Raw genomic sequence first — 18807 nt, forward strand, 5'->3', positions numbered from 1 at the left:
TCCCCGCCGTGGGGCAGCGATGGGGCAGGCGCTGACCGCTGGCGGCTGACATACGGAACCGACGCGAGTGTTCGCTCTCGGCTTGGCGCGGTTGCTGCACAAGCTCCGCGGTGTGAGCGCCCGCGCTGTAGCTGATGGGCTGCATATCAGCCATTGGTTACCTCTTTGTTGCGATGGGTCGTTTCATCGGCCCAGTAGGGGCGATCGGTACGCTCGAAATCGGGAACGAGCGGGTCGCCACTGCTCGTCTCGGTCGGTGCTGGAGCCGGCAAGACGCGCGGCAGCATAACGTAATTGGTCGGCTCTTTGCTCCATTGCACCCTGACTCTGAGGTGATGGGTAGTACGACGATCCGAACCCCAGCGGCCCCCTGGTTGAGTTGCCTGGCCGGGCACCTGGAAATAATACTCCCTGCCGTCGGTGGTGGCTCGCTCGAAGAGCGGTTCTACGGGACCACCTATGCTGCTCTCTTCCCTCAACCACTCGGAATAGCCATCTTTGCGGTACTCATGCTTGCGCTCGGTGACGACCTGGAAGCGAAACTTGGCGACCTGATTCCAGCCCGGTGCCAGCCCCGGCAGGTTGCTCTGGACCACCACTCGGGTATTGGCGACTGGACCTGTGGACTGGGACAGAGTTTCCTGGGCCATCAGGCGATCCACATATTCCATAGAACGGCTGGGGCTGAGCAGGCCGATGGCGGGGCGCTGTTCGGAATCCTGCGCGATGGATTCAGCGGTGGCCAGGCCGATCGGCTCAATGCGAATACGGATATTGGCAAACAGGCTAACAAGACGGTCGAACGATTCGGTCGGAACCTGGCGCCATGGATAGCGTTCGTTATTACCGAAGGGGCCCAGACGCAGCCACTCTTCGATTTCGTTATCGGTCAGCCAAATAGACATTGCAACCGCTGCAAGGGAAAGACCGAGAGCGATCCATCCCACCGGGCCCAGGCCCAGCCACAGCGGGCTGGTCTTGATCAGTGCCGAGCCGGCCACCACTGCGGTACTGATCGAGGCGATACTTAGCGCGATGCTAGCCCCGACATTGCCATGCTGAAAGCGTGTCCAGGCATCCCAGGCTAGCAGTACGGTACTAGCTGCACCCGCAATAACTCCTGCGAGATTAACAATGGTAATGGTACTTTTGAGCTGGCTTCCGGCTCTTGCTAACAAGATGGACTGGGAACGCATTAAGGCATCCCCCAATGGCAGATGCCGGCTGAGGACACTGGAACGTAGCTGACTTAGAGTCTCGTGTCGTTTTCCATAAAACTCAATTCCTTTCGATAGAGCAATTGTTAAATCAACGAATCCACTTAATGCACCCGCAAGGTTTCTTGCAGACTCATAATCACTAAATTTTCTTGCTTCTTGTCTTAAGTTAAACAGCTCAAATGCCGCAATCACATACGGTAGGCGTATCATATCAGAGGCGCCTGCCACACCTACCTGCATGCGCGCACGGCGGGACAGTCTGGCCGCTTCGGAGTCGGCCTCGGCCACAAGCACCATCAAATGCGGCTCGTTGGCAGCGGCTGAAAGCGCTGCCATCCCTCTTGCCTGGCTGGGCGTCAACGTCCTGCCCGTTGCCTGGCGTACGGCGCCTTCGAAGCTCTGGCGCGCCTGGCCTTGTGCCCCCTGGCGGCTGGCGCTGCGCTCGTGCTCCGTCAGGCCGTTGTAGAGCTGGCCGCGAGAATCGCGAACGCCGAGTATGACCATGTCCTCGCGCACGTTGCCGCGCGCGGTACCCGTGATTTTTCCGAACAGCTCCGGAAAGCCGACTCGTGCCAAGCGTGCGGCTGGCAAAGCGATGGCCTGGCGTGCACTCTCTTCGAACAGCAGGTTGGCTTGCTCGGCGAGGCGGCCGAACACGAGGTCCACCACGCCGCCCCAGCGCTTCAGCTCTGCGCTGTAAGTGAAGCCCTCGGCGCTGCCTATCGCTGCCAGGTAGGCAGTCTCGTGGAGTTGGAGATCGTCCTCCTTGTTGGGGAATTCCTGTTCCGCCTGCTGAGCTAACGCCTTGAGGCGTACACGGCCGTCGCCTGGGTTTTCCTCTTCATCCGGCAGCACGAGCGGCACGTTGAGCGGTGTCTCCTCGTTGCTGGGAAATAGCATGGCGTGTAGCGAGTAACTGCTGCCGTCTCGCAACACATCGACTAGGTAGCGCTGCGGCCGGGTGGGCGAAGTGGGCGGTTCGTCATGCAGGGGGTCGGCATGGCCCGGGGCATCACGCAGCGCCTCGAGCAGGTCGGCTGTAAGCGCATAAGCACCGAGATAGTCATGGCCTTCCAAGCTGAACAGGTCGGCCAGTACCGCATTGCCTTCACGACTGAGCAGCGATCCATGGAGCCGACTTTGATAGGCCTCGAGCTGGTTGCGAGCCAGCTCTCTCTGGGCCCTGCGCAGGATGCGCTGCAGTTTACTCGAATCGCTCAGATCGGCCTTGTCGGCAAAGCGGTGCAGTGCATTTGCTTGGCCGCTATGGTCGTGGCGGCGCAGGATGGTCTGGTTGACCAGGGCGGCGCATTCGTAAAACTCATCCTGGGCGGCCAGGGCAGGAATCAGTTGGAGATACTCTAGGCTTGCTCGACAGCCGTGCAAGCTGTGGCGCATCTCGAACAGCGTATCCACCAGTATGAGCCCGGGGATCTCTCGCTCCCGTGCGGCGGCAAGGCAATCCTCCGCCTCACCCAGTCCCTCCCAAAGGATGTTGGCGTCTTCCGCATCGGCTTCGCCCTGGGTCGTGCGCTCTTTCAGCACCTGGCAACGGGCGGACGCCTGTAAATAGAGGGGCGATGCCTGCTCTCCATGGCCGTTACCGGCGCGCATGCCTTCATCGGCGGCGGCGCGGGCCGAATCCCCTGAGTCGAACTGTCTGAGTTCCGCTGCCGCCTGACTGCGCAGTTGGGTCAGATAGTCGCCAGCCAGATCCTGAACTAGGGCGTTCGGAGTGGCGGCATGCTGCTCGGCCAGGCCAATACGCAAGCGCTGGGGTTCTTCCTGGGAGAGCATATACAGCCGTCCCGGTGAGGCGAAGTTGTTGGCGCTTGATAGGTTGATGGAGTGGCAGCGTGTACGCTGGGCATGGGTATCTGCTTGAAGGTAATTGATTCGAGCAGCTGACCACTGCACTTCGGAGTAGGCAATCCGGACACCGCCATCGATGTAGCGTTCGTTGGCCCGGTGGGGCAGCCAGATTTCTTCCAAAGTGATACCGGCAGCGGGTCGGCGATCGTCCTGGTAACGATCGTTGTCGTCGCGATGAGCGGCCAAGTCGATGTCGCGAAACTCCAACTGTCCGGTCTCGGCATTGGCTGAGGCCTGGATCTCCCGCCATAGCTTGTCGCCATGGAATATGTAGAGATAGCCGGGGCGCAGCGGCAGGGCGTGCCGCTCATTTCGTCCTAAACCTTGCCACAACGCCATCGGCAGTACCGGCTGGATGACGTTGTCCTGCATCCTGGGTTTGCGGTTGTTCTTGTTGAGCCATTCCAGTAGCGGCAACCGGATGGGCTCACCGTTCTCGCTGTCGATATGCAACTGGGCATTGACGCGCTGGTAGCCCTGCCAGCGCCATTTGTGCAGCACGCTGGCTGGGGACGGCAGGTCTTCGGTTTCAGGCTCGCCGAACTCTGTTATTGGCTCGCCACGGTATTGGTCGACGATGACCATCTTGTGCCCGGGTGGATGATCCTTGCCCATGACCTGAATGATGAGCTGTTCGCCTTCGCAAGCGGTGTTGCCCAATGTACCGTTGCTCATGCCCGGTCTCTCCCGATGGTCGTATTCTCTTCCCTGATATGGAAATGTCGTTGGAGCGTCGCCAGTCTTGCCTCCGCCGGATGTTTATCCACATCGTCAGGCAACGGTGCCTGGTAGTGTTCGAAACGCAGGAGCACGAAATCGGAAATGTCGTGCTCGGGTATCGACAAGCGCTGGGCTTCGTTGAGAGCCGCTACGAAACGCTGGGCATGCTCTGCGGAGTGCTCATCGAGCCCTGCGTCTCTGCCCAGGCGCTGCCATAGCGGGTACTGGGCCATGAACGCTTCGAGACTCTCTTCCTGGTTGGGCGAAAGGCTGAGCGGATCGCCCGTATCGCTTATTGGCGTCATCGCGGCTGTCGAAGCCGGCCGGCAGGCATACCAGGCGGCGCCATGGTGGGCTCGTTGATGAAAAGTACCGCCGTACCAGAACAGCGCGGAAAGGGGACCCAGCCAGAGCGAGGATGAAGCGTCCGCGAAGAGATGAGCTGCCACCCAAGGATCGTAATAGCGCAGCAGGCCACGCCGGCTGCCATAGAATATGGCATCCAGACGATGACGCAGATGGCTCAGCATGACATCGCGTTCGGCGGAGCTTGCCACGGCGATACCCGCAAGCGGGGCCGCACCCTGGCCTTCGACGTAGGCATTCCATAGTGCTGTGCCGGGCTGCGTAGCCACTACTAATGGGCTGACATCGCGGGCCGAGGCATAGCGGGTCTCATCGAACAGCCAAGCGACATCAGGCGTCGAGTCCAGCGTATAAAGCTGTCTGAGCGTTTCGCTCTGTTGTTCCACCACCAGCCAATAGCGCTCGCCGGTCTGTGTTGCAACTAGCGCTGTGAGGGTAGAGGCCTGCGTGACTTCGCTCATGCACGAGCTCCCGGTTCACAGGGACAAGCTTCACCAAGTGGGCAGGGGCCCCCATTGGACGGCTTCTGGCAGGGCTCTACCAAGGGGGCGTGCGTGACCATGGCCTGCTCCAGGCGGTGTCCGAAAATTGGCCCCAGAGTCACGTCCTCATGCACCTCCGGCACTGCCCGGCCCGGCAGCAGCGGCGCTTCCACGGCCTGTCCACTGCCCGAGCCGGGGCTGCCACCGGCGTTGATCTTGACGTTGGGGCCGGCCAGGGTCACGCCGCCGCCGTCGAGCTTGAGGAAGCTGCCGCCGGCGTTCAGCGTCAGTTCGCTGCCGGCTTCGAGCACCACCTTGTGGCCGGCCTTGATGTGCAGCTCGCGGCCGCATTCACTGAGCCAGGCCTGGCCGGCCTTCACATGCAGGCTGCCCTGCACGATCAGGTGCTGGTTGGCGTCGGTCTGCTCATGGTAGTTGCCGCGCACGGTATGGTGCTCGTCGGCGTGGACCTCGCCAATGCGGTCGTTGTGCACGGTGAGGAAACTGTCGTTGCCGATCTCCTCGGTGCGGTCGTGGTTGGTCAGCAGCTCCAGGTCCTTCTGGGCGTGCAGCCAGATCTGTTCCCGCTCGGCTTCGTCCTCGAAGCGCAGTTCGTTGAAGCCATCGCCCTTGTGGCTCTGGGTGCGGAGCACGGTGCGGGTCTTGTGCTCGGGCAGGGCGTAGGGCGGGGTGTTCACCGCGTGGTAGGTGCGCCCGGTGATCAGCGGCTGATCCGGATCGCCTTCGAGAAATGAGACGATGACCTCGTGCCCGATCCTGGGAATCGCGATGCTGCCGTAGCCGCCACCGGCCCAGCCCTGGCTCACTCTCAGCCAGGCACTGGCTCCGTTTACAGCGGCTTCGCCGCCAGCCCCGGCGGTATCAGGCTCGGCGTAGCGGTCCCAGGGGAACTGCACCTTGACCCGGCCGTGCTCGTCGCAGTGGATCTCCTCGCCCTCGGGGCCGACCACGAAGGCGACCTGGGGGCCGTCGACGCGGGGCTTGGGGTCGGGCTCGGGGCGCCAGGCGGTGTCGGCGGGGGTGAGCAGCAGCTCGTTGTGGTAGCGGGTGCTGTCGTTGCCACCGATGCCCTGGCGGTCACTGGCGGTGACGCCCACGGCGTCCTCCTGCAGCGCCTGGGGCTGCCTGCCGTGATGCACCACCGAGACCACCTGCCAGTCGCGGTTGAGGCGCTCGGCATCGTGGTCGGTGAGTACAAAGCGATGGCCGGGGGCGAGCTCGGGCAGGTCGCTCTCGGCCTCGGCGGTCAGCGCATCGTGGCGCAGGTGTTCCAGGCGGATGCGGGTGAAGGCCTCGCCGGAGGCGTCGGCCTTGTAGCGGCCGGGGTAGTCGTAATGTTCGTACTCTTTATCAACGCCTGCTCGCTGGCCATGCGCCTCCAGCCCTTCCGCCATCTGTTCATGAAGTTGCGCCTGATGTAACTGTGAATAGGCCGGCTGCTTGAAGGAGTAGTCCTTGAGCATGGCCGAGGCGGGGCGGACCCGGGAGACCTGTTTAAGCTTGCGCACATGGCGCAGCGGCGGCGTGCCGCCGGCGCGGCCGTGATAGGTGCGCTCGCCCAGGCTGGCCAGCACCTGGGGGGCGTCGGCGAAGACCAGGCGGTGGACGCCGCCAGGACTGTCTTCGCCTGTTTCGAAGAACTCGTGAAAGTAAAACAGCCCCTCTTCGGCGGCCAGGCGCTGGATAAAGGCCAGGTCGGTCTCGCGGTACTGCACGCAGTATTCGCGCTCGGCGGGTTCGCGGGTGGCGGCGAAGGCCACGTCGGTGATGCCGCGCTCGTCGCACAGGGTGTTGATGATGGTCAGCGGCGAGACGTTCTGGAAGATGCGCGAGTTGTGACGCAGCGACAGACGCCACAGTGCCGGCTGGAGGGTCAGCGAATAGAAGGTGCGGCGGTGTCCTCGGTCGCCGCGGCCGAAGGCGGTGGCGATACCGTGGACCCGGCGCAGGACCTCGCCGTCCTGCCAGATCGTCAAACTCAGCTCACGGTCGAGGAAGGCCTCGGGGGCGAGGTCCGGGTCGCGGCTGGCGAGGTTGACCGCCAGATGGAAGGGCTGGGAGAGCGTCTCGGTCAGCGTGAAGTCGACCACGGCCAGGTCGAGATCGTCGGCCCCGGCGAGGGCAAGTGTGAACTGAAGACCGGTCTGATTGGCCATGGTGAAGGCTCCCCTCCTGGAAGACGAATGCGCGGCAATCCATTGCATCAGCAGATTACGCGAGGCCCCTGGTATGGCAAGGGTGAACCGGTCGCTGAGGGCAATGGTTGACAGGAAGTGTCAGCGATGGCTTACACGCCGTGATGCCAGCGCTCGATAACAAGCGCTGGCATCACGACGCCGGCTGCGTAACGCCCCGCCCAGGCGGGCGGGGCGTTATCGAAGGGCTTAGGGCTTCCTTAGCCTTCGATCGGGGCGCGCCAGTCGTCGGAACCGGAGGTGCCGGCAACGGTGTGTTCCCAATCGATCTTGCGGTAGGCCAGGGAGACGTCCATCAGCTGAGTGAATTCCGCCGTGTTCATGTCCTGGGCGTGCGGCATGCGCAGGTTGATGTCGACGATGGTGGCGTCGGTCAGGCTGGTGGTGAAGAAGTGCTCCTGCTTGCCTTCCACCGAGGTGCGGTACCACTTCAGCTCGACGTTGGGCAGCATTTCGCCGGAAGCCAGGGCGTTGTACATCAGCGGTACGGCCTTGTTCAGGGCCACGGTGAAGATGAACGGCTTGTGCGCGCGCTGGCCGGAAGGCTGGCCGGACTGCGGGTCGGTGGGCACGGTCACGACGTGCTTGAATTCCTGGACCAGCATCTCGTCTTCGTGGCCTTCCACGTAGATGTTGCCCACGGAATCCGGGGTGAAGGCGCCAGCGGTGATGTTGCCCTGGGTCTGGCCTTCGATGCTGATATAACAAGGTGTCGGCATGAGTCTGCTCCTTGACGATGTGAATGAATGTCCGATGGACGGTACTGTAGGGGCAGATAGCGTGCCGATATTCATTAATTCAAAGAAAAACAATTGGTTGAAGATTTCTGCTGTATTGCTTTTAATTTAAGTTAGGCAATAAGTTGCCCAGGCTGGGCAAGATTTCGCCCATCGGGCAAGAAGTTGCTTGATTCCTCCTGGCGGCGAATGGGCGTAAATCGCTGTGGCTGCGTGGCAATGGATTTGTTATGTTATAACATTAATGTTGATGAAGAGAGTGACCATGCAGGCCGACCCAGAGGCACAGCGACTGCTGGCCATGCCAGAAACGTCATACATGAACGACGAGCAGCTGGCCTTCTTCCAAGGTCGCTTACTGGCTGAGCGAGCCGAGGTGGAAACGCATCTGGAAGAAGTGCGCAAGGCCATTGCCGACAACGAGCGCAGTGGCGACGACCTCGACCGTGCCGCGGTAGAGGAGGAGTTGCGGCTGCTGCTACGTCAGGCTGACCGCGAGACTCGGCTGCTGCGCAAGATCGCCAAGGCGCTGCGACGCATCGAGGAGGGCGACTACGGCTATTGCGAGGAGACCGGCCAGCCCATCGGGCTCGGGCGGCTATTGCTGCGCCCTACTGCGGAACTATGCCTGGAGGCCAAGGAGCGTCAGGAGCAACGCGAACACCATTTCAGCAAATTCCGAGGAGAAGCGTGATGCAAGCCCCTTCAGCGACCCTGCCCGTCACGGTTCTTTCCGGCTTCCTTGGGGCCGGCAAGACGACCCTGCTCAATCATATCCTGGCCAATCGCGAGGGCCGCCGGGTAGCGGTGATCGTCAATGACATGAGCGAGGTCAATATCGATGCGGCCCTGGTGCGTGGCACGCCGGAGGGTGAGGGAGACGTTGCGCTCAATCGCTCCGAGGAGCGGCTGGTCGAGATGAGCAACGGTTGTATCTGCTGCACCCTGCGGGAGGATCTGTTGATCGAGGTCGGGCGCTTGGCCGCCGAAGGCCGTTTCGACTATCTGGTGATCGAGTCAACGGGCATTTCCGAGCCGCTGCCGGTGGCCGAGACCTTCACCTTCGAGGACGAGTCAGGGCAGAGCCTTTCCAGCGTTGCGCGGTTGGATACCCTGGTTACCGTGGTCGATGGGGCCAACTTCCTGACACAATACCATGAGGCGAAATCGCTGATCGAAGCCGGCGAAAGCCTGGGCGAGGAGGACGAGCGCAACGTGGCCGACCTGCTGGTCGACCAGATCGAGTTCTGCGACGTGCTTCTGATCAGCAAGACCGACCTGATCGATGAGGCGCAGCTGGACGAGCTGAAGGCGGTGCTGCGGTCGCTCAACCCCGACGCCGAGCTGATTGCCATGGCCAATGGCCAGGTGTCGCTCGACAGAGTGCTCGACACCGGTCGCTTCAGCTTCGAGCGGGCGCAGCTTGCTCCGGGCTGGCTCAAGGAGATGCGCGGAGACCATGTGCCGGAAACCGAGGAGTACGGTATCTCGAGCTTTGCCTACCACGCCCGGCGACCCTTTCATCCACAGAAGTTCTTCGATCTGGTTCATGGCGACTGGTTCGGTGGACGGCTGCTCCGCTCGAAGGGCTTCTTCTGGCTGGCGACCCGGCCGCAGTTTGCCGGCCAGTGGAGCCAGGCGGGGGGCATCGCCCACTACGGCTACGCCGGGATGTTCTGGAAGGCCGTCCCCGAGTCACGCTGGCCGGACGACCCGGAATACCGCGGCTATATCATGGAAAAGTGGCAGGAGCCCTTCGGTGACATGCGCCAGGAGCTGGTCTTCATCGGCCAGTATCTGGACGAAGTGCGCATTCGACAGGCGCTGGACGAGTGCCTGGTCAGCGAGGAAGAGCTGCTGGCTGGCAAGCCGGCCTGGGCATCGCTGCCGGACCCTTTTCCTGCCTGGGAGTGAGATTGGCAGGCGTAGCGGAAGGGCCGGGGGCGGACTTGCGTTGAATCATAAAACGGTATGCCGCCTGGAAACGTCGCTTTTCTGGCTGTAAAGCCGACGATTCCTGTCCATACTGGGGCAAGGCCTGATGAAAAAACGGCCGCAGGGAATAACCAAGGGAACTAGAGGTATCTGCCATGTCCTCCTCCTACCGACACTACCTCGGGGTAGCCGTCTTTGTGCTGCTGGCCAGCTTGTTGCTGCTCACGGCGAAAACGGCCCAGGCCAACCCCCGCTATGCGGCTATCGTGATCGACGTCGAGAGTGGCGACGTCTTGCACTCAGCGAACGCCGATGCGACCCGTTATCCGGCCTCATTGACCAAGATGATGACGCTCTACCTGCTGTTCGAGGCTATCGAGGATGGAAGGCTGACTCTTTATTCGCCCTTGTCGGTCTCCAGCTATGCAGCCTCCAGGCAGGCTTCGAAGCTCTATGTCAGGGCCGGTTCGACCCTTCCCGTGGAGACCGCCATCCAGGCGCTGATAATCCGCTCTGCCAATGACGTGGCAGTAGTGGTGGCCGAGGCGCTTGGCGGCAGCGAGGCAAGCTTCGGTCGCATGATGACCGACAAGGCGCGGCAGTTGGGCATGCCACGGACCACTTTCCGCAACCCAAACGGCCTGCCTGACGCCGGTCAGACGACGACTGCCCGCGACATGGCCACCTTGTCGATTCGGCTGATGCAGGACTTTCCCCAGTATTATCATTATTTCTCCCAGACCCGATTCACCTGGAATGGGCAGACCATCACCGGTCACAACCGCCTGCTCGGCAGCTATCCCGGTGCCGACGGGTTGAAGACGGGCTTCATTCGGGCCTCCGGCTTCAACGTGGCGACATCGGCGATACGCGATAATCGTCGGGTGGTGTCGGTCGTGATGGGAGGGTTCACCGCTGCCTCTCGCGATGCTCATATGGCTGACCTGCTCGACCGCGGCTATGCGCGTCTCAGCATGCTGCAGCGGGGCGACTGGATCGCCCAGGCCGATGTCCTGGGCGATAGCATGGACCTGTCGACTGCCCGGCCAGCCTCTTCCGCTCCGGCAGCGCAGTTGGCCACGGCTCAGCAAAGCGCATCATTCAACGACACCCTGCAGACGATCGAGGCAGGACCAGGTTCGACCTTTCAGTCCGAGATGGGCATCGAGATGGGCTCAGCCGACGATCCGATCCGTGACCTGATCGCCCGGGCCGATTCGCCGCGAACGAGTGGTGCCTGGGCGGTACAGGTCGGTGCGTTCAACAACGCCGACCAGGCTCGCAGCCTGGCGTCACGGGCAGCCGATCAGTTGGCCAGCCAGCTGCGCGACGTGCGCGTCTCTGTGGCCGAGTCCCAGGACGATAGACGCGTCTTCCGCGCCCGACTGGTCGACCTGCAGGAGAACGACGCACACAGCGCCTGCCGTAGCCTGCGTGCCACCGGCATGGATTGCATGGTAGTCGCCCACTACTGAGCCGTAACCACTGGCCGATCGTACCGACGCCCCGCTCTTGCGGGGCGTCGGTCGTTTGAGCCTGGCGTAGTTATGGAACGACGCTTCAGGCCATGGCGGGGTCCCGCTCCTGCTTTGTCACGCTCGCGGGGCCCCCCAGTGAGATCCGCTTGTCGCAGATCCGTTCGATCAGCGCCGGGTCGTGGCTCACCAGCATCACACCACAGCGCCGCTCGCGGGCCAGCTCCACCAGCAGTTCGAGCGTCTGTCGCTGGGTGATGGGGTCGAGGCGCGAAGTGGGCTCGTCGGCGAACAGGAAGCACGGCTCGAGCAGCAGTACGCGCAGGATGGCGAAGCGCTGCAGCTCGCCACCCGAGATCTCGCCGGGGCGCCGCCCCAGCAGATTCTCGTCGAGCCCCAGGCGCGCCATCAGCGGTGCGATGGCAGCACGATCCAGGCGGTGGCGGTGTACCAGGTCGTCGAGCAGGCGAGCCAGCCGCCAGTGCGCGGAGAAAGCCGCCGGCGGGTCCTGATAGAGCTTCTGGAAGCCGAGTGGGTGCCCCGTTGCCCGGTGAATCTCACCACTGTCGGCATGCATCACGCCCAGCAGCATGTCCCCCAGGGTGCTCTTGCCGCAGCCGGCAGGACCGACCACGCCGACGATCTCGCCGGGGCTGACCTCGAGAGAAAGATTGCGGAACAGCTCGCGTCCGCCGCGGCTCTTGGCCAGGCCACTGGCGCTCACGACAGGCGCCTGGCGCTCGCCCAGCGGCTGCGGGCGCGGCCAGCGGCTGGGCTCGGCATCCAGCAGCCGTTGGCCGTACTCGCTCTGTGGGTGAGCGAGCACTTGTTGGGCCGGGCCGCGCTCGACAACCTGGCCCTGACGCAGGATGACCACTTCGCCGCCCAGCCGGCGGGCCACGTCGATGTCGTGGGTGATGGTGAGCAGTGCGCCGCCGGCCTCGGGCGTTCGCGCCAGCAATTCGACCACCGCATTGCGCCGCGGCGCGTCGAGGCCCTTGGTGGGTTCGTCGGCGATCACGATGGGCGCGCCGCCGGCACTGGCGGCGGCAAAGGCCACGCGCTGCGCCATGCCGCCGCTGAGTTCGCCGGGTAGCTTGCCGCCCGCTTCGGCCAGGCCCAGCTCGGCCAGGTCGGCCCAGGCGGCCTGGAGGGCGGCGCGACGGTCGCGTCCGGCCACGTGGCGGTGGCTCTCGGCGACCTGGGAAACGGAGCGCATCGTCGGGTCAAGGGCATGCCAGGGTTCCTGGGGCAGCAGCGCCAGGCGGTGGCCCCACAGCGCGCGGCGCGACGTGGCATCGGCGGCATCGAAGTCCTCGCCATCGATGACAAGCTGGCCACGGGCGGCAAGCCCTCTCGGCAGGGTGCCCATGATGGCCTGGGCGATCAGGCTCTTGCCCGAGCCGGTTTCACCGAGCAGGGTCAGTCGGCCGCCGGCTTCGAGCGAGCAGGAGAACGGCGCAATCGTGACGCCCTCGCCCCGGATCGTCACACCCTCGGCTTGAAGTAAGTATGGACTCATCTCGGATCCCTTCCGGCCAGCAGGTTCAGGCTCAATACCAGCACGAACAGCACGACGATCGGTTGGGCCATGGCCCAGGGCGCCTCGTGGTAGTAGGGCAGCAGTTCGATCATCATCAGCCCCAGCTCGGCGGTGGGCGGTCGTAGCCCGACGCTGACGAAGCCCAGCGCGGCCATGGCAAGAATGGCGCTGGCGGCGCCGAAGGCGGCCAGCGTGAGTACCTGCGGGGCGAGCTCCGGCCATAAATGGCGACGGAACAGGTAGAACGGGCCAAAGCCGAGCAGGCGGCTCGCCTCGAGCTGCGGCGAGGCCACCAGCACCCGGGTGCGGGCGCGTACCACGCGGAAGTACTCGATCCATAGTACCAGCGAGATACCCACATAGAGTGCCCAGAAGTTACCCGGGGCGATGGCCACCAGCAGCAGCACCAGCAGCAGGCCGGGCAGGGCCAGGCAGGCATCGGCCAGGCTGCCCAGCACGCGGTCGAGCCAGCCGCCGTGCCAGCCGGCGATGACGCCGAAAAACACGCCCGGTACGGCGGCACTGGCCACGCTGAGCAGGGCCATGCCGAACGAGAGCTGCACGGCGGATGCCAGCCGCGCCAGCAGGCTACGGCCCAGGTGGTCTGTGCCGAGGGGCTCGGCAAGCGACGGCAGCTGAAGGATGCGGGTCAGTTGCTGTCGCGCGGGGTCGGCCTCATTGAGCCAGGGAACCAGCCAGGCGAAGGCGAGCAGTAGCGCGAGCAGCAGGGCGCCGAGCCGCTGGCGGCCGTTGAGCGTCGGCAGTGTCCAGCGACGAGCGGGAGTCGAGGCAAGAGCTTTCATGCGCTACGCCTCCTGGGGTCGAGCCAGTGGCAGAGCAGGTCTACCACGGTATTGAGCGCGACGAACATCAGCCCCATGACCAGGGCGGTGCCCTGGATCATCGGCACGTCGCGGGCGACGATGGCGTGCACCAGGGCGTGGCCGATGCCGGGCCAGGCGAACAGCGTCTCGACCACCACCACGCCTTCGATCAGGTAGACGAACTGCACGCCGAGGTAGGCGACCACCGGTACCGCGGCGTTGCGCAGGCCGTGGCGCAGGAAACTGAGGCGCTCGTTCAGTCCCTTGGTGCGCGAGAAGGCGTAGTAGGCCGACTGCGACACGTCGGCCATGGCGTTACGCGCCACCCGGCTGGAGATGGCGGCCAGTGCCAGCGCCAGGGTCAGCGCTGGAAGTACGCCATGCGCGGTGCGGCCATGGCCGGCGGCGGGCAGCCAACCCAGCGACACCGAGAAGATCAGGATCAGCAGCAGGCCCACGGCGAAGGGGGGCAGGGCGCGCAGCACGCTGGCCGCCACTTCGCTCACGCGATCCAGCCAGCCATTGGGCTTGAGCCCGGCGATCAGCCCCAGCGGTGGGCCCAGCAGCAGCGAGAGCAGCACGGCCATGGCCGCCAGGCCCAGGGAGTGGCCGAGCTGATGCCACAGCTCGGTTATCACCGGCTCGCCGCTGACCAGCGAACGGCCCAGGTCGAACTGCACCAGATCCCACAGCCAGCCGAAGTAGGCGGTCAGCGCGGGCTGGTCCAGCGCCAGCTCGGCGCGCACCGACTCGGCGGCACTGGTATTGACCATGTCGTGACCGTAGCGACCGGCGGCGATGCGGTAGGCCATGTCGCCTGGCAGCGAACGGGTCAGCACGAAGGTCAGGGTGCCGACCATCCACGCCACCAGCCCGGCCTGGAACAGACGTTGCAGCAGCAGGCCGCCCAGGCCGACAGTCCAGCGCGGGGTCGTCCGTGATGCCAGCGCTACACTCATTCGCTCCACCTCAGCTCGTCGATACGATAGCTGCGCTCCAGCGGATCGATGGAGAAGCCTTCCAGCTCGACGTTGACTGCTGCGGTCTGCTGGTACCAGGCCACGGGCACGACCGGCATGGCTTCGTTCAAGCGCCGCGCCACCTGCCCTGCCAGCTCGGTGCGGGCATCGGGATTGGCTTCCTGGCGCAGGGTGTCGAGCCAGGAAGCCAGGTCGTCGTCGCGCCAGCCCATGGCGCCCCAGTCACCGCCCATGCCCTCGGGGTCGGTGCCGAAGTCGTCGAGCAGGGTGCCGAGCGGGTCGGGCACCAGGCCGTAGTTGCGCGCCATCAGGCCCAGTTCCAGGCTACCGTCGTGGTGGCCGGAGGGGATCCCGCTGGCGTTGCCTACGTCGACCTCGAGTGCGACGCCGATCTCGCGCCACTGATCCTGCAGGGCGGTGGCCACCAGCGGCAGCTCGGGGCGGTCGGAGAAGGTACGCAGGGTCAACTCGAAAGGCTTACCGTCGCGCTCGAGCATGCCGCTGCCATTGGCCTCCCAACCCAGCTCGGCGAGCAGCTCACGGGCGCGCTCCACGTCTTGCGCCTCGCTGGCGTCCAGGCCGAGATGCCAGGGGCCGAGGCTCGCCGGAAACAGTTCGGCCGCAGCGGCTTCGGGGTCACGCAGCAGGCCGGCGGCGATACCTTCACGGTCGATGGCCAGGCTCAGCGCCTGCCGAGCGCGTGTATCTTCAAGGAAGGGGTGTTCGGCATTGACCTTGAACACGATGGTGCGCGGCAGCGGTTCGGCATGCAGCGCGAGACGATCATGGCGTGCCAGCCGTGCACGGCTCGCCGGGTCGAGGGTGAACACCACGTCGGCATCGCCGCTCTCGGCCATCAGCGCGCGGGTCTCGCCGCGACCCATCGCCAGGTAGCTGGCCCTTTCGATGGCAGGTGCCTCGCCCCAATAGTCGTCGAAGTGCTCAACGTCGAGCCGCTGTGGGGGGGCCACGGTTTCCACTCGATAGGGGCCGGTGCCGATGGCCTGGGTGACCCGCCCTTCGTCATCAAAGGCGTTTGGGGCGAGGATCAGGGTGGTGGAATGGGCAAGCAGGGCCGGCAGCGGCGCGAAGGGGCTCTCTAGCTCGATCACCACCTCGTTGCCCTCGGCCTCGATGGCCGTGATGGGCGCCGAGTCGAGAATGCCCGGCTTGGCCAGGGCGTGCTGAAGGCTCGTGGCTGCCGCTTCCGCCGTCAGCGGGCTGCCGTCGTGGAAGCTGATACCTTCACGCAGGGCGAAGCGCCAGGTCAGGCCATCGTCGCTGGCCTGCCAGGAGGCGGCCAGGCCCGGCGCCGGCTGACCGTCGGCGTCGGTGTCGACCAGCGTCTCGGCAACGCGCATGCGCGCATACACATAACCTGAGGTCGACGGATCGGCGCCGGTGATCTCCCAGGGGGCTACCACGGAGAGCGTTCGGTCGGCGGCTGCGGACAGGGGCAGCAGGGCAAGGCCCAGGAGCAGGGAACCAGAGACCAGGGAGCCAGAGAGCAGAGAGCGGGTGGGCTGGGAACGGTGGGACTGGAAACGACGGAGCAGTGGCATCGCAGGATCTTCCTTGCGTGGTTTGATGTGACAGACGATAGGCGGCGCAGGCGTGTCAGCCCGGGTCCAGCGCCAGCAACAGGCGGCGCTCGCCCATGGCGGGCTGAGGGCTGCGGTGCACCAGGCCGCGCTCTTCGTTGCCGACCCAGCCGCAGCCTTTCAGCAGGGCCAGGTCGCCTACGCCAATCTGTCGAATGGCGCCAGGGTCGGCAACGACATCGGGTTTGTCCGGACGCGGGGCGCCGAGCCCCGCCCGGTTGACTGCATATTCGGGTAGCCACTCGCTGGCCGGGCCGGCATAGGTACTCACCAGACGCACCGGCAGGTTATCGACGTGGAAACGCGGACACATGGCGCCGTCGAGGGTGCGCAGGCGAATGCCGATGGTGTCGGTCGAGAACAGGTAGGCCATGGCCTCGGCGATGGTGCCGATATCCTTCACCAGCGCTTCACCGGCCTCTGGGGCGGGCAATCGACGCGTCAGGTCCTCCTGCATGGCCTGGCCCGGTGCGCCGCGCCAGTGCCATTCGAGGCCGCGCTGGTGGCCGAGCTGAGCCCGCACGGCCAGGGTCAGGGCCGAGTCGAGCCGGCGCTCCATCACCGCCAGGGTAATGTCATCGTCGAAGATGCGGGGCAGTACCTCGATGTCCTGGCCGAAGGCCCAGTGCGTGGAGGTGTCAGCGGTGGTACGGGGCAGCATCTCGCCTCCTTTTGTAACAATATAACATATCATTTGTGCTGCGAATGACCCCTTGATGTGGAACCTTAGGGAGGTGATCGAAGCCATGGGTTTGTAGCAATGTTTTGAACGATGGGGTTGAGGTAACGAGGTTGAAGCAACGACTACGGTAGCTGGCTGAACGTTGAGAATGATTCGTTATAACATAACGTATTGGGCATGACTATTCTCTCCGCGACTCTCTCCGCGACAGGTTTTTCCCCACGACACTGTTCCAGTCACACCTCGACCTCTGCATGGTCGAATGCGCCATTTTGGGGCGCCGCACTTGCCGTGGTCTGCGCCAGCCATTAGGTTGTTAATCAACAAGCCCCGCCGACCCTTACGGTCGGCGGGGTGGTTTTTTGGGTCGCCGGGATTCGGCATAGGGGGAGGTCGCCATGACGCCGTCGTTGAAGGGCATCCTGTGCATGTGTATGGGTGTGCTGTGCCTGGCCATTGGCGATGCCATCGCCAAGTGGCTGGGCGAGGTGCACTCGCCGCTGCAGATCATCTTCTTCCGCACCCTGGTCTCGCTGCCGCTTATCGCCGTGCTGGCCCACTTCGGCGGTGGGCTCACCAAGCTTCGCACTCGTCGCCCCGGGGTGCACCTGGTGCGCGGCCTGATCTACACCGGCACCATGTTCTTCTTCGTGCTCGGCCTGACGCTGCTGCCCCTTGCCGAGGCGACTGCCATCGCCTTCGTCGCTCCGCTGTTCGTCACGCTGCTCTCGGTACCGCTGCTGGGCGAGAAGATCGACCCGCCGGTGATGGCAGCGTCGCTGCTGGGCTTCGTGGGGGTGCTGGTGGTGGTGCGCCCCGGCGGTGACGCCTTTCATCCGGGGGCGCTGGCGCTGCTGGCGGCGGCCGTCTTCTATGCGCTGATGATGATCACCGCGCGGCGTTATGGTGCCCGCGAGCACCTCTGGGCGATGGTGTTCTACATGACACTGGTGCCGATGGTGCTGACTGCCCTGGCGCTACCCTGGGTGTGGCAGACGCCGCACCCCTGGCATTGGCTGGGTTTTCTCGGGGCGGGGATCATCGGCGTGGGGGCCACGGCCTTCATCACCCTGGCATTTCGTTTTGCCCCGGCGGCCATTGCCGCGCCCTTCGACTACACGGCCATGCTTTGGGCGGTGCTGCTGGGCTGGTGGTTCTGGGGTGAAATGCCGGATGTCTGGGTGTTCGTCGGCAGTACGCTGATTATCGGCAGTGGCCTGGCGATCGCCTATCACGATCGCCGCACGACCCTGAAGCGGCGGCCTACTTCTTAAACACGATTCAATCGCCAGCGCCGCCAGTGGCGTGCCACCAGTCCATGCTTGGGGGCCGCCAGCAGTGCGATAAGGAACAGGCTCGAGGCCACCAGCACGATGGCGCCGCCCGAGGCGACATCCAGCGATACCGAGAGCACCAGCCCCACCACGGCGGAAATCACGCCGACGCTGACCGAGATCGCCAGCATGGTGGGGAAGCGGTCGGTGAGCAGGTGGGCCGTGGCGCCGGGGGTGATCAGCATCGCCACCACCAGGATGATGCCCACGGTTTCCAGGCTGGCGACGATCGTCAGCGTCAGCAGCAAGATCAGGCCGTAGTGAATGAGGCTGGTATTGAAGCCCAGAGCCTGGGCCTGCTGCGGATCGAAGGTATAGAGAAGCAACGGCCGATAGGCGAGCCAGATGGCCAGCACGGCCACCAGGCTGGCCACCAGTGTCAGTATTAGCGCCGTGGTCTGCACGCCCAGCACGTTGCCGAAGAGGATATGCATCAGGTGGGTGCTGGTGGCAATCTTGCTGATGATCACGATGCCCAGCGCGAAAGCGGCGGTGAACATCAAGCCCATGGCGGCATCCGCCTTGATGCGCGTATGGCGTTCGAGGGCGCCGATGCCCAGCGAAGTCAGCGCGCCGGTGATGAAGGCGCCGATGAAGAACGGCCAGCCCAACAGGTAGGCGATGGCCACCCCTGGCAGTACCGCATGGGAGATGGCGTCGCCCAGCAGCGACCAGCGCTTTAGAACCACGTAGCATGAGAGTAGTCCGCAGATGGCCCCCACCAGTACCGAGGTGAGCAAGGCGCGCTGCATGAAGCGGTACTCGAAGGGAGCCGCCAGAGGTTCGGGGAGCAGACTGACCGCCATCATCAGCAGGGCAA

14 protein-coding genes are annotated in these 18807 nt (G+C 64.3%); 4 read left to right on the forward strand and 10 right to left on the reverse strand.

The genetic code is table 11. From position 1 onward, the window contains the following. Positions 1 to 146 precede the first annotated feature (146 nt). From DU505_RS13015 to DU505_RS13030, 4 genes are all read right to left on the reverse strand, one after another. Positions 147 to 3767 (reverse strand): toxin VasX, encoded by a 3621-nt coding sequence (locus tag DU505_RS13015; RefSeq protein ID WP_114479427.1) that lies wholly within the window; start codon positions 3765 to 3767, stop codon positions 147 to 149. Then, positions 3764 to 4639, reverse strand: a complete 876-nt coding sequence (locus tag DU505_RS13020; RefSeq protein WP_114479428.1) for a DUF4123 domain-containing protein — start codon at positions 4637 to 4639, stop codon at positions 3764 to 3766. The genes DU505_RS13015 and DU505_RS13020 overlap by 4 nt, the downstream gene beginning before the upstream one ends. Further along, entirely contained in the window at positions 4636 to 6837 is a 2202-nt protein-coding gene (locus DU505_RS13025; protein ID WP_114479429.1) for a type VI secretion system Vgr family protein, read from the reverse strand. Before DU505_RS13025 ends, DU505_RS13020 begins: the two co-directional genes overlap by 4 nt. Positions 6838 to 7076: 239 nt before the next feature. Next, positions 7077 to 7595, reverse strand: coding sequence for an Hcp family type VI secretion system effector (locus DU505_RS13030; RefSeq protein WP_066448323.1), 519 nt, complete (start codon positions 7593 to 7595; stop codon positions 7077 to 7079). A gap of 283 nt (positions 7596 to 7878) precedes the next feature. Here DU505_RS13030 and dksA point away from each other — a divergent pair, with 283 nt between their 5' ends. From dksA to DU505_RS13045, 3 genes are all read left to right on the forward strand, one after another. After that, positions 7879 to 8307, forward strand: a complete 429-nt coding sequence (gene dksA, locus DU505_RS13035; RefSeq protein ID WP_114479430.1) for an RNA polymerase-binding protein DksA — start codon at positions 7879 to 7881, stop codon at positions 8305 to 8307. Beyond that, on the forward strand, positions 8307 to 9527 hold the full coding sequence (zigA, locus tag DU505_RS13040) for a zinc metallochaperone GTPase ZigA (protein ID WP_114479431.1): 1221 nt from the start codon (positions 8307 to 8309) through the stop codon (positions 9525 to 9527). The genes dksA and zigA overlap by 1 nt, the downstream gene beginning before the upstream one ends. Before the next feature lie 176 nt (positions 9528 to 9703). Then, positions 9704 to 11023 carry a D-alanyl-D-alanine carboxypeptidase gene (locus tag DU505_RS13045; RefSeq protein ID WP_114479432.1) on the forward strand — a complete coding sequence of 440 codons (1320 nt, stop codon included), beginning with the start codon at positions 9704 to 9706 and terminating at the stop codon, positions 11021 to 11023. 85 nt (positions 11024 to 11108) lie between these two features. Here the strand turns inward: DU505_RS13045 and DU505_RS13050 are convergent, their stop codons facing one another. Genes DU505_RS13050 through DU505_RS13070 form a run of 5 tightly spaced genes read right to left on the reverse strand, consistent with a single transcriptional unit; the run spans position 11109 to position 16632 of the window. Continuing rightward, positions 11109 to 12545 (reverse strand): ABC transporter ATP-binding protein, encoded by a 1437-nt coding sequence (locus tag DU505_RS13050; RefSeq protein WP_114479433.1) that lies wholly within the window; start codon positions 12543 to 12545, stop codon positions 11109 to 11111. Next, a complete protein-coding gene (locus DU505_RS13055) occupies positions 12542 to 13369 on the reverse strand; it encodes an ABC transporter permease (RefSeq protein WP_114479434.1) in 828 nt (275 codons plus the stop codon). Before DU505_RS13055 ends, DU505_RS13050 begins: the two co-directional genes overlap by 4 nt. Next, positions 13366 to 14349 carry an ABC transporter permease gene (locus tag DU505_RS13060; RefSeq protein WP_220250706.1) on the reverse strand — a complete coding sequence of 328 codons (984 nt, stop codon included), beginning with the start codon at positions 14347 to 14349 and terminating at the stop codon, positions 13366 to 13368. The genes DU505_RS13055 and DU505_RS13060 overlap by 4 nt, the downstream gene beginning before the upstream one ends. Further along, a complete protein-coding gene (locus DU505_RS13065) occupies positions 14346 to 15932 on the reverse strand; it encodes an ABC transporter substrate-binding protein (protein ID WP_114479435.1) in 1587 nt (528 codons plus the stop codon). The genes DU505_RS13060 and DU505_RS13065 overlap by 4 nt, the downstream gene beginning before the upstream one ends. 55 nt (positions 15933 to 15987) lie before the next feature. Then, complete coding sequence (locus tag DU505_RS13070) at positions 15988 to 16632, reverse strand: DUF1826 domain-containing protein (protein WP_114479436.1); 645 nt, start codon at positions 16630 to 16632, stop codon at positions 15988 to 15990. A 419-nt stretch (positions 16633 to 17051) separates the two neighbouring features. On the opposite strand from DU505_RS13070, the gene DU505_RS13075 reads away from it, so the two are divergent. After that, the gene (locus DU505_RS13075) at positions 17052 to 17927 is read left to right on the forward strand and encodes a DMT family transporter (protein ID WP_114479437.1); all 876 of its coding nucleotides are present in this window, start codon (positions 17052 to 17054) and stop codon (positions 17925 to 17927) included. On the opposite strand, the gene DU505_RS13080 is transcribed toward DU505_RS13075, so the two are convergent. After that, positions 17924 to 18796 carry a metal ABC transporter permease gene (locus DU505_RS13080; protein ID WP_181872826.1) on the reverse strand — a complete coding sequence of 291 codons (873 nt, stop codon included), beginning with the start codon at positions 18794 to 18796 and terminating at the stop codon, positions 17924 to 17926. The two genes, DU505_RS13075 and DU505_RS13080, sit on opposite strands and share 4 nt — an antisense overlap. Between the last annotated feature and the right edge of the window lie 11 nt (positions 18797 to 18807).

The organism is Billgrantia montanilacus (assembly GCF_003336675.1).
GTDB lineage: Bacteria > Pseudomonadota > Gammaproteobacteria > Pseudomonadales > Halomonadaceae > Halomonas > Halomonas montanilacus.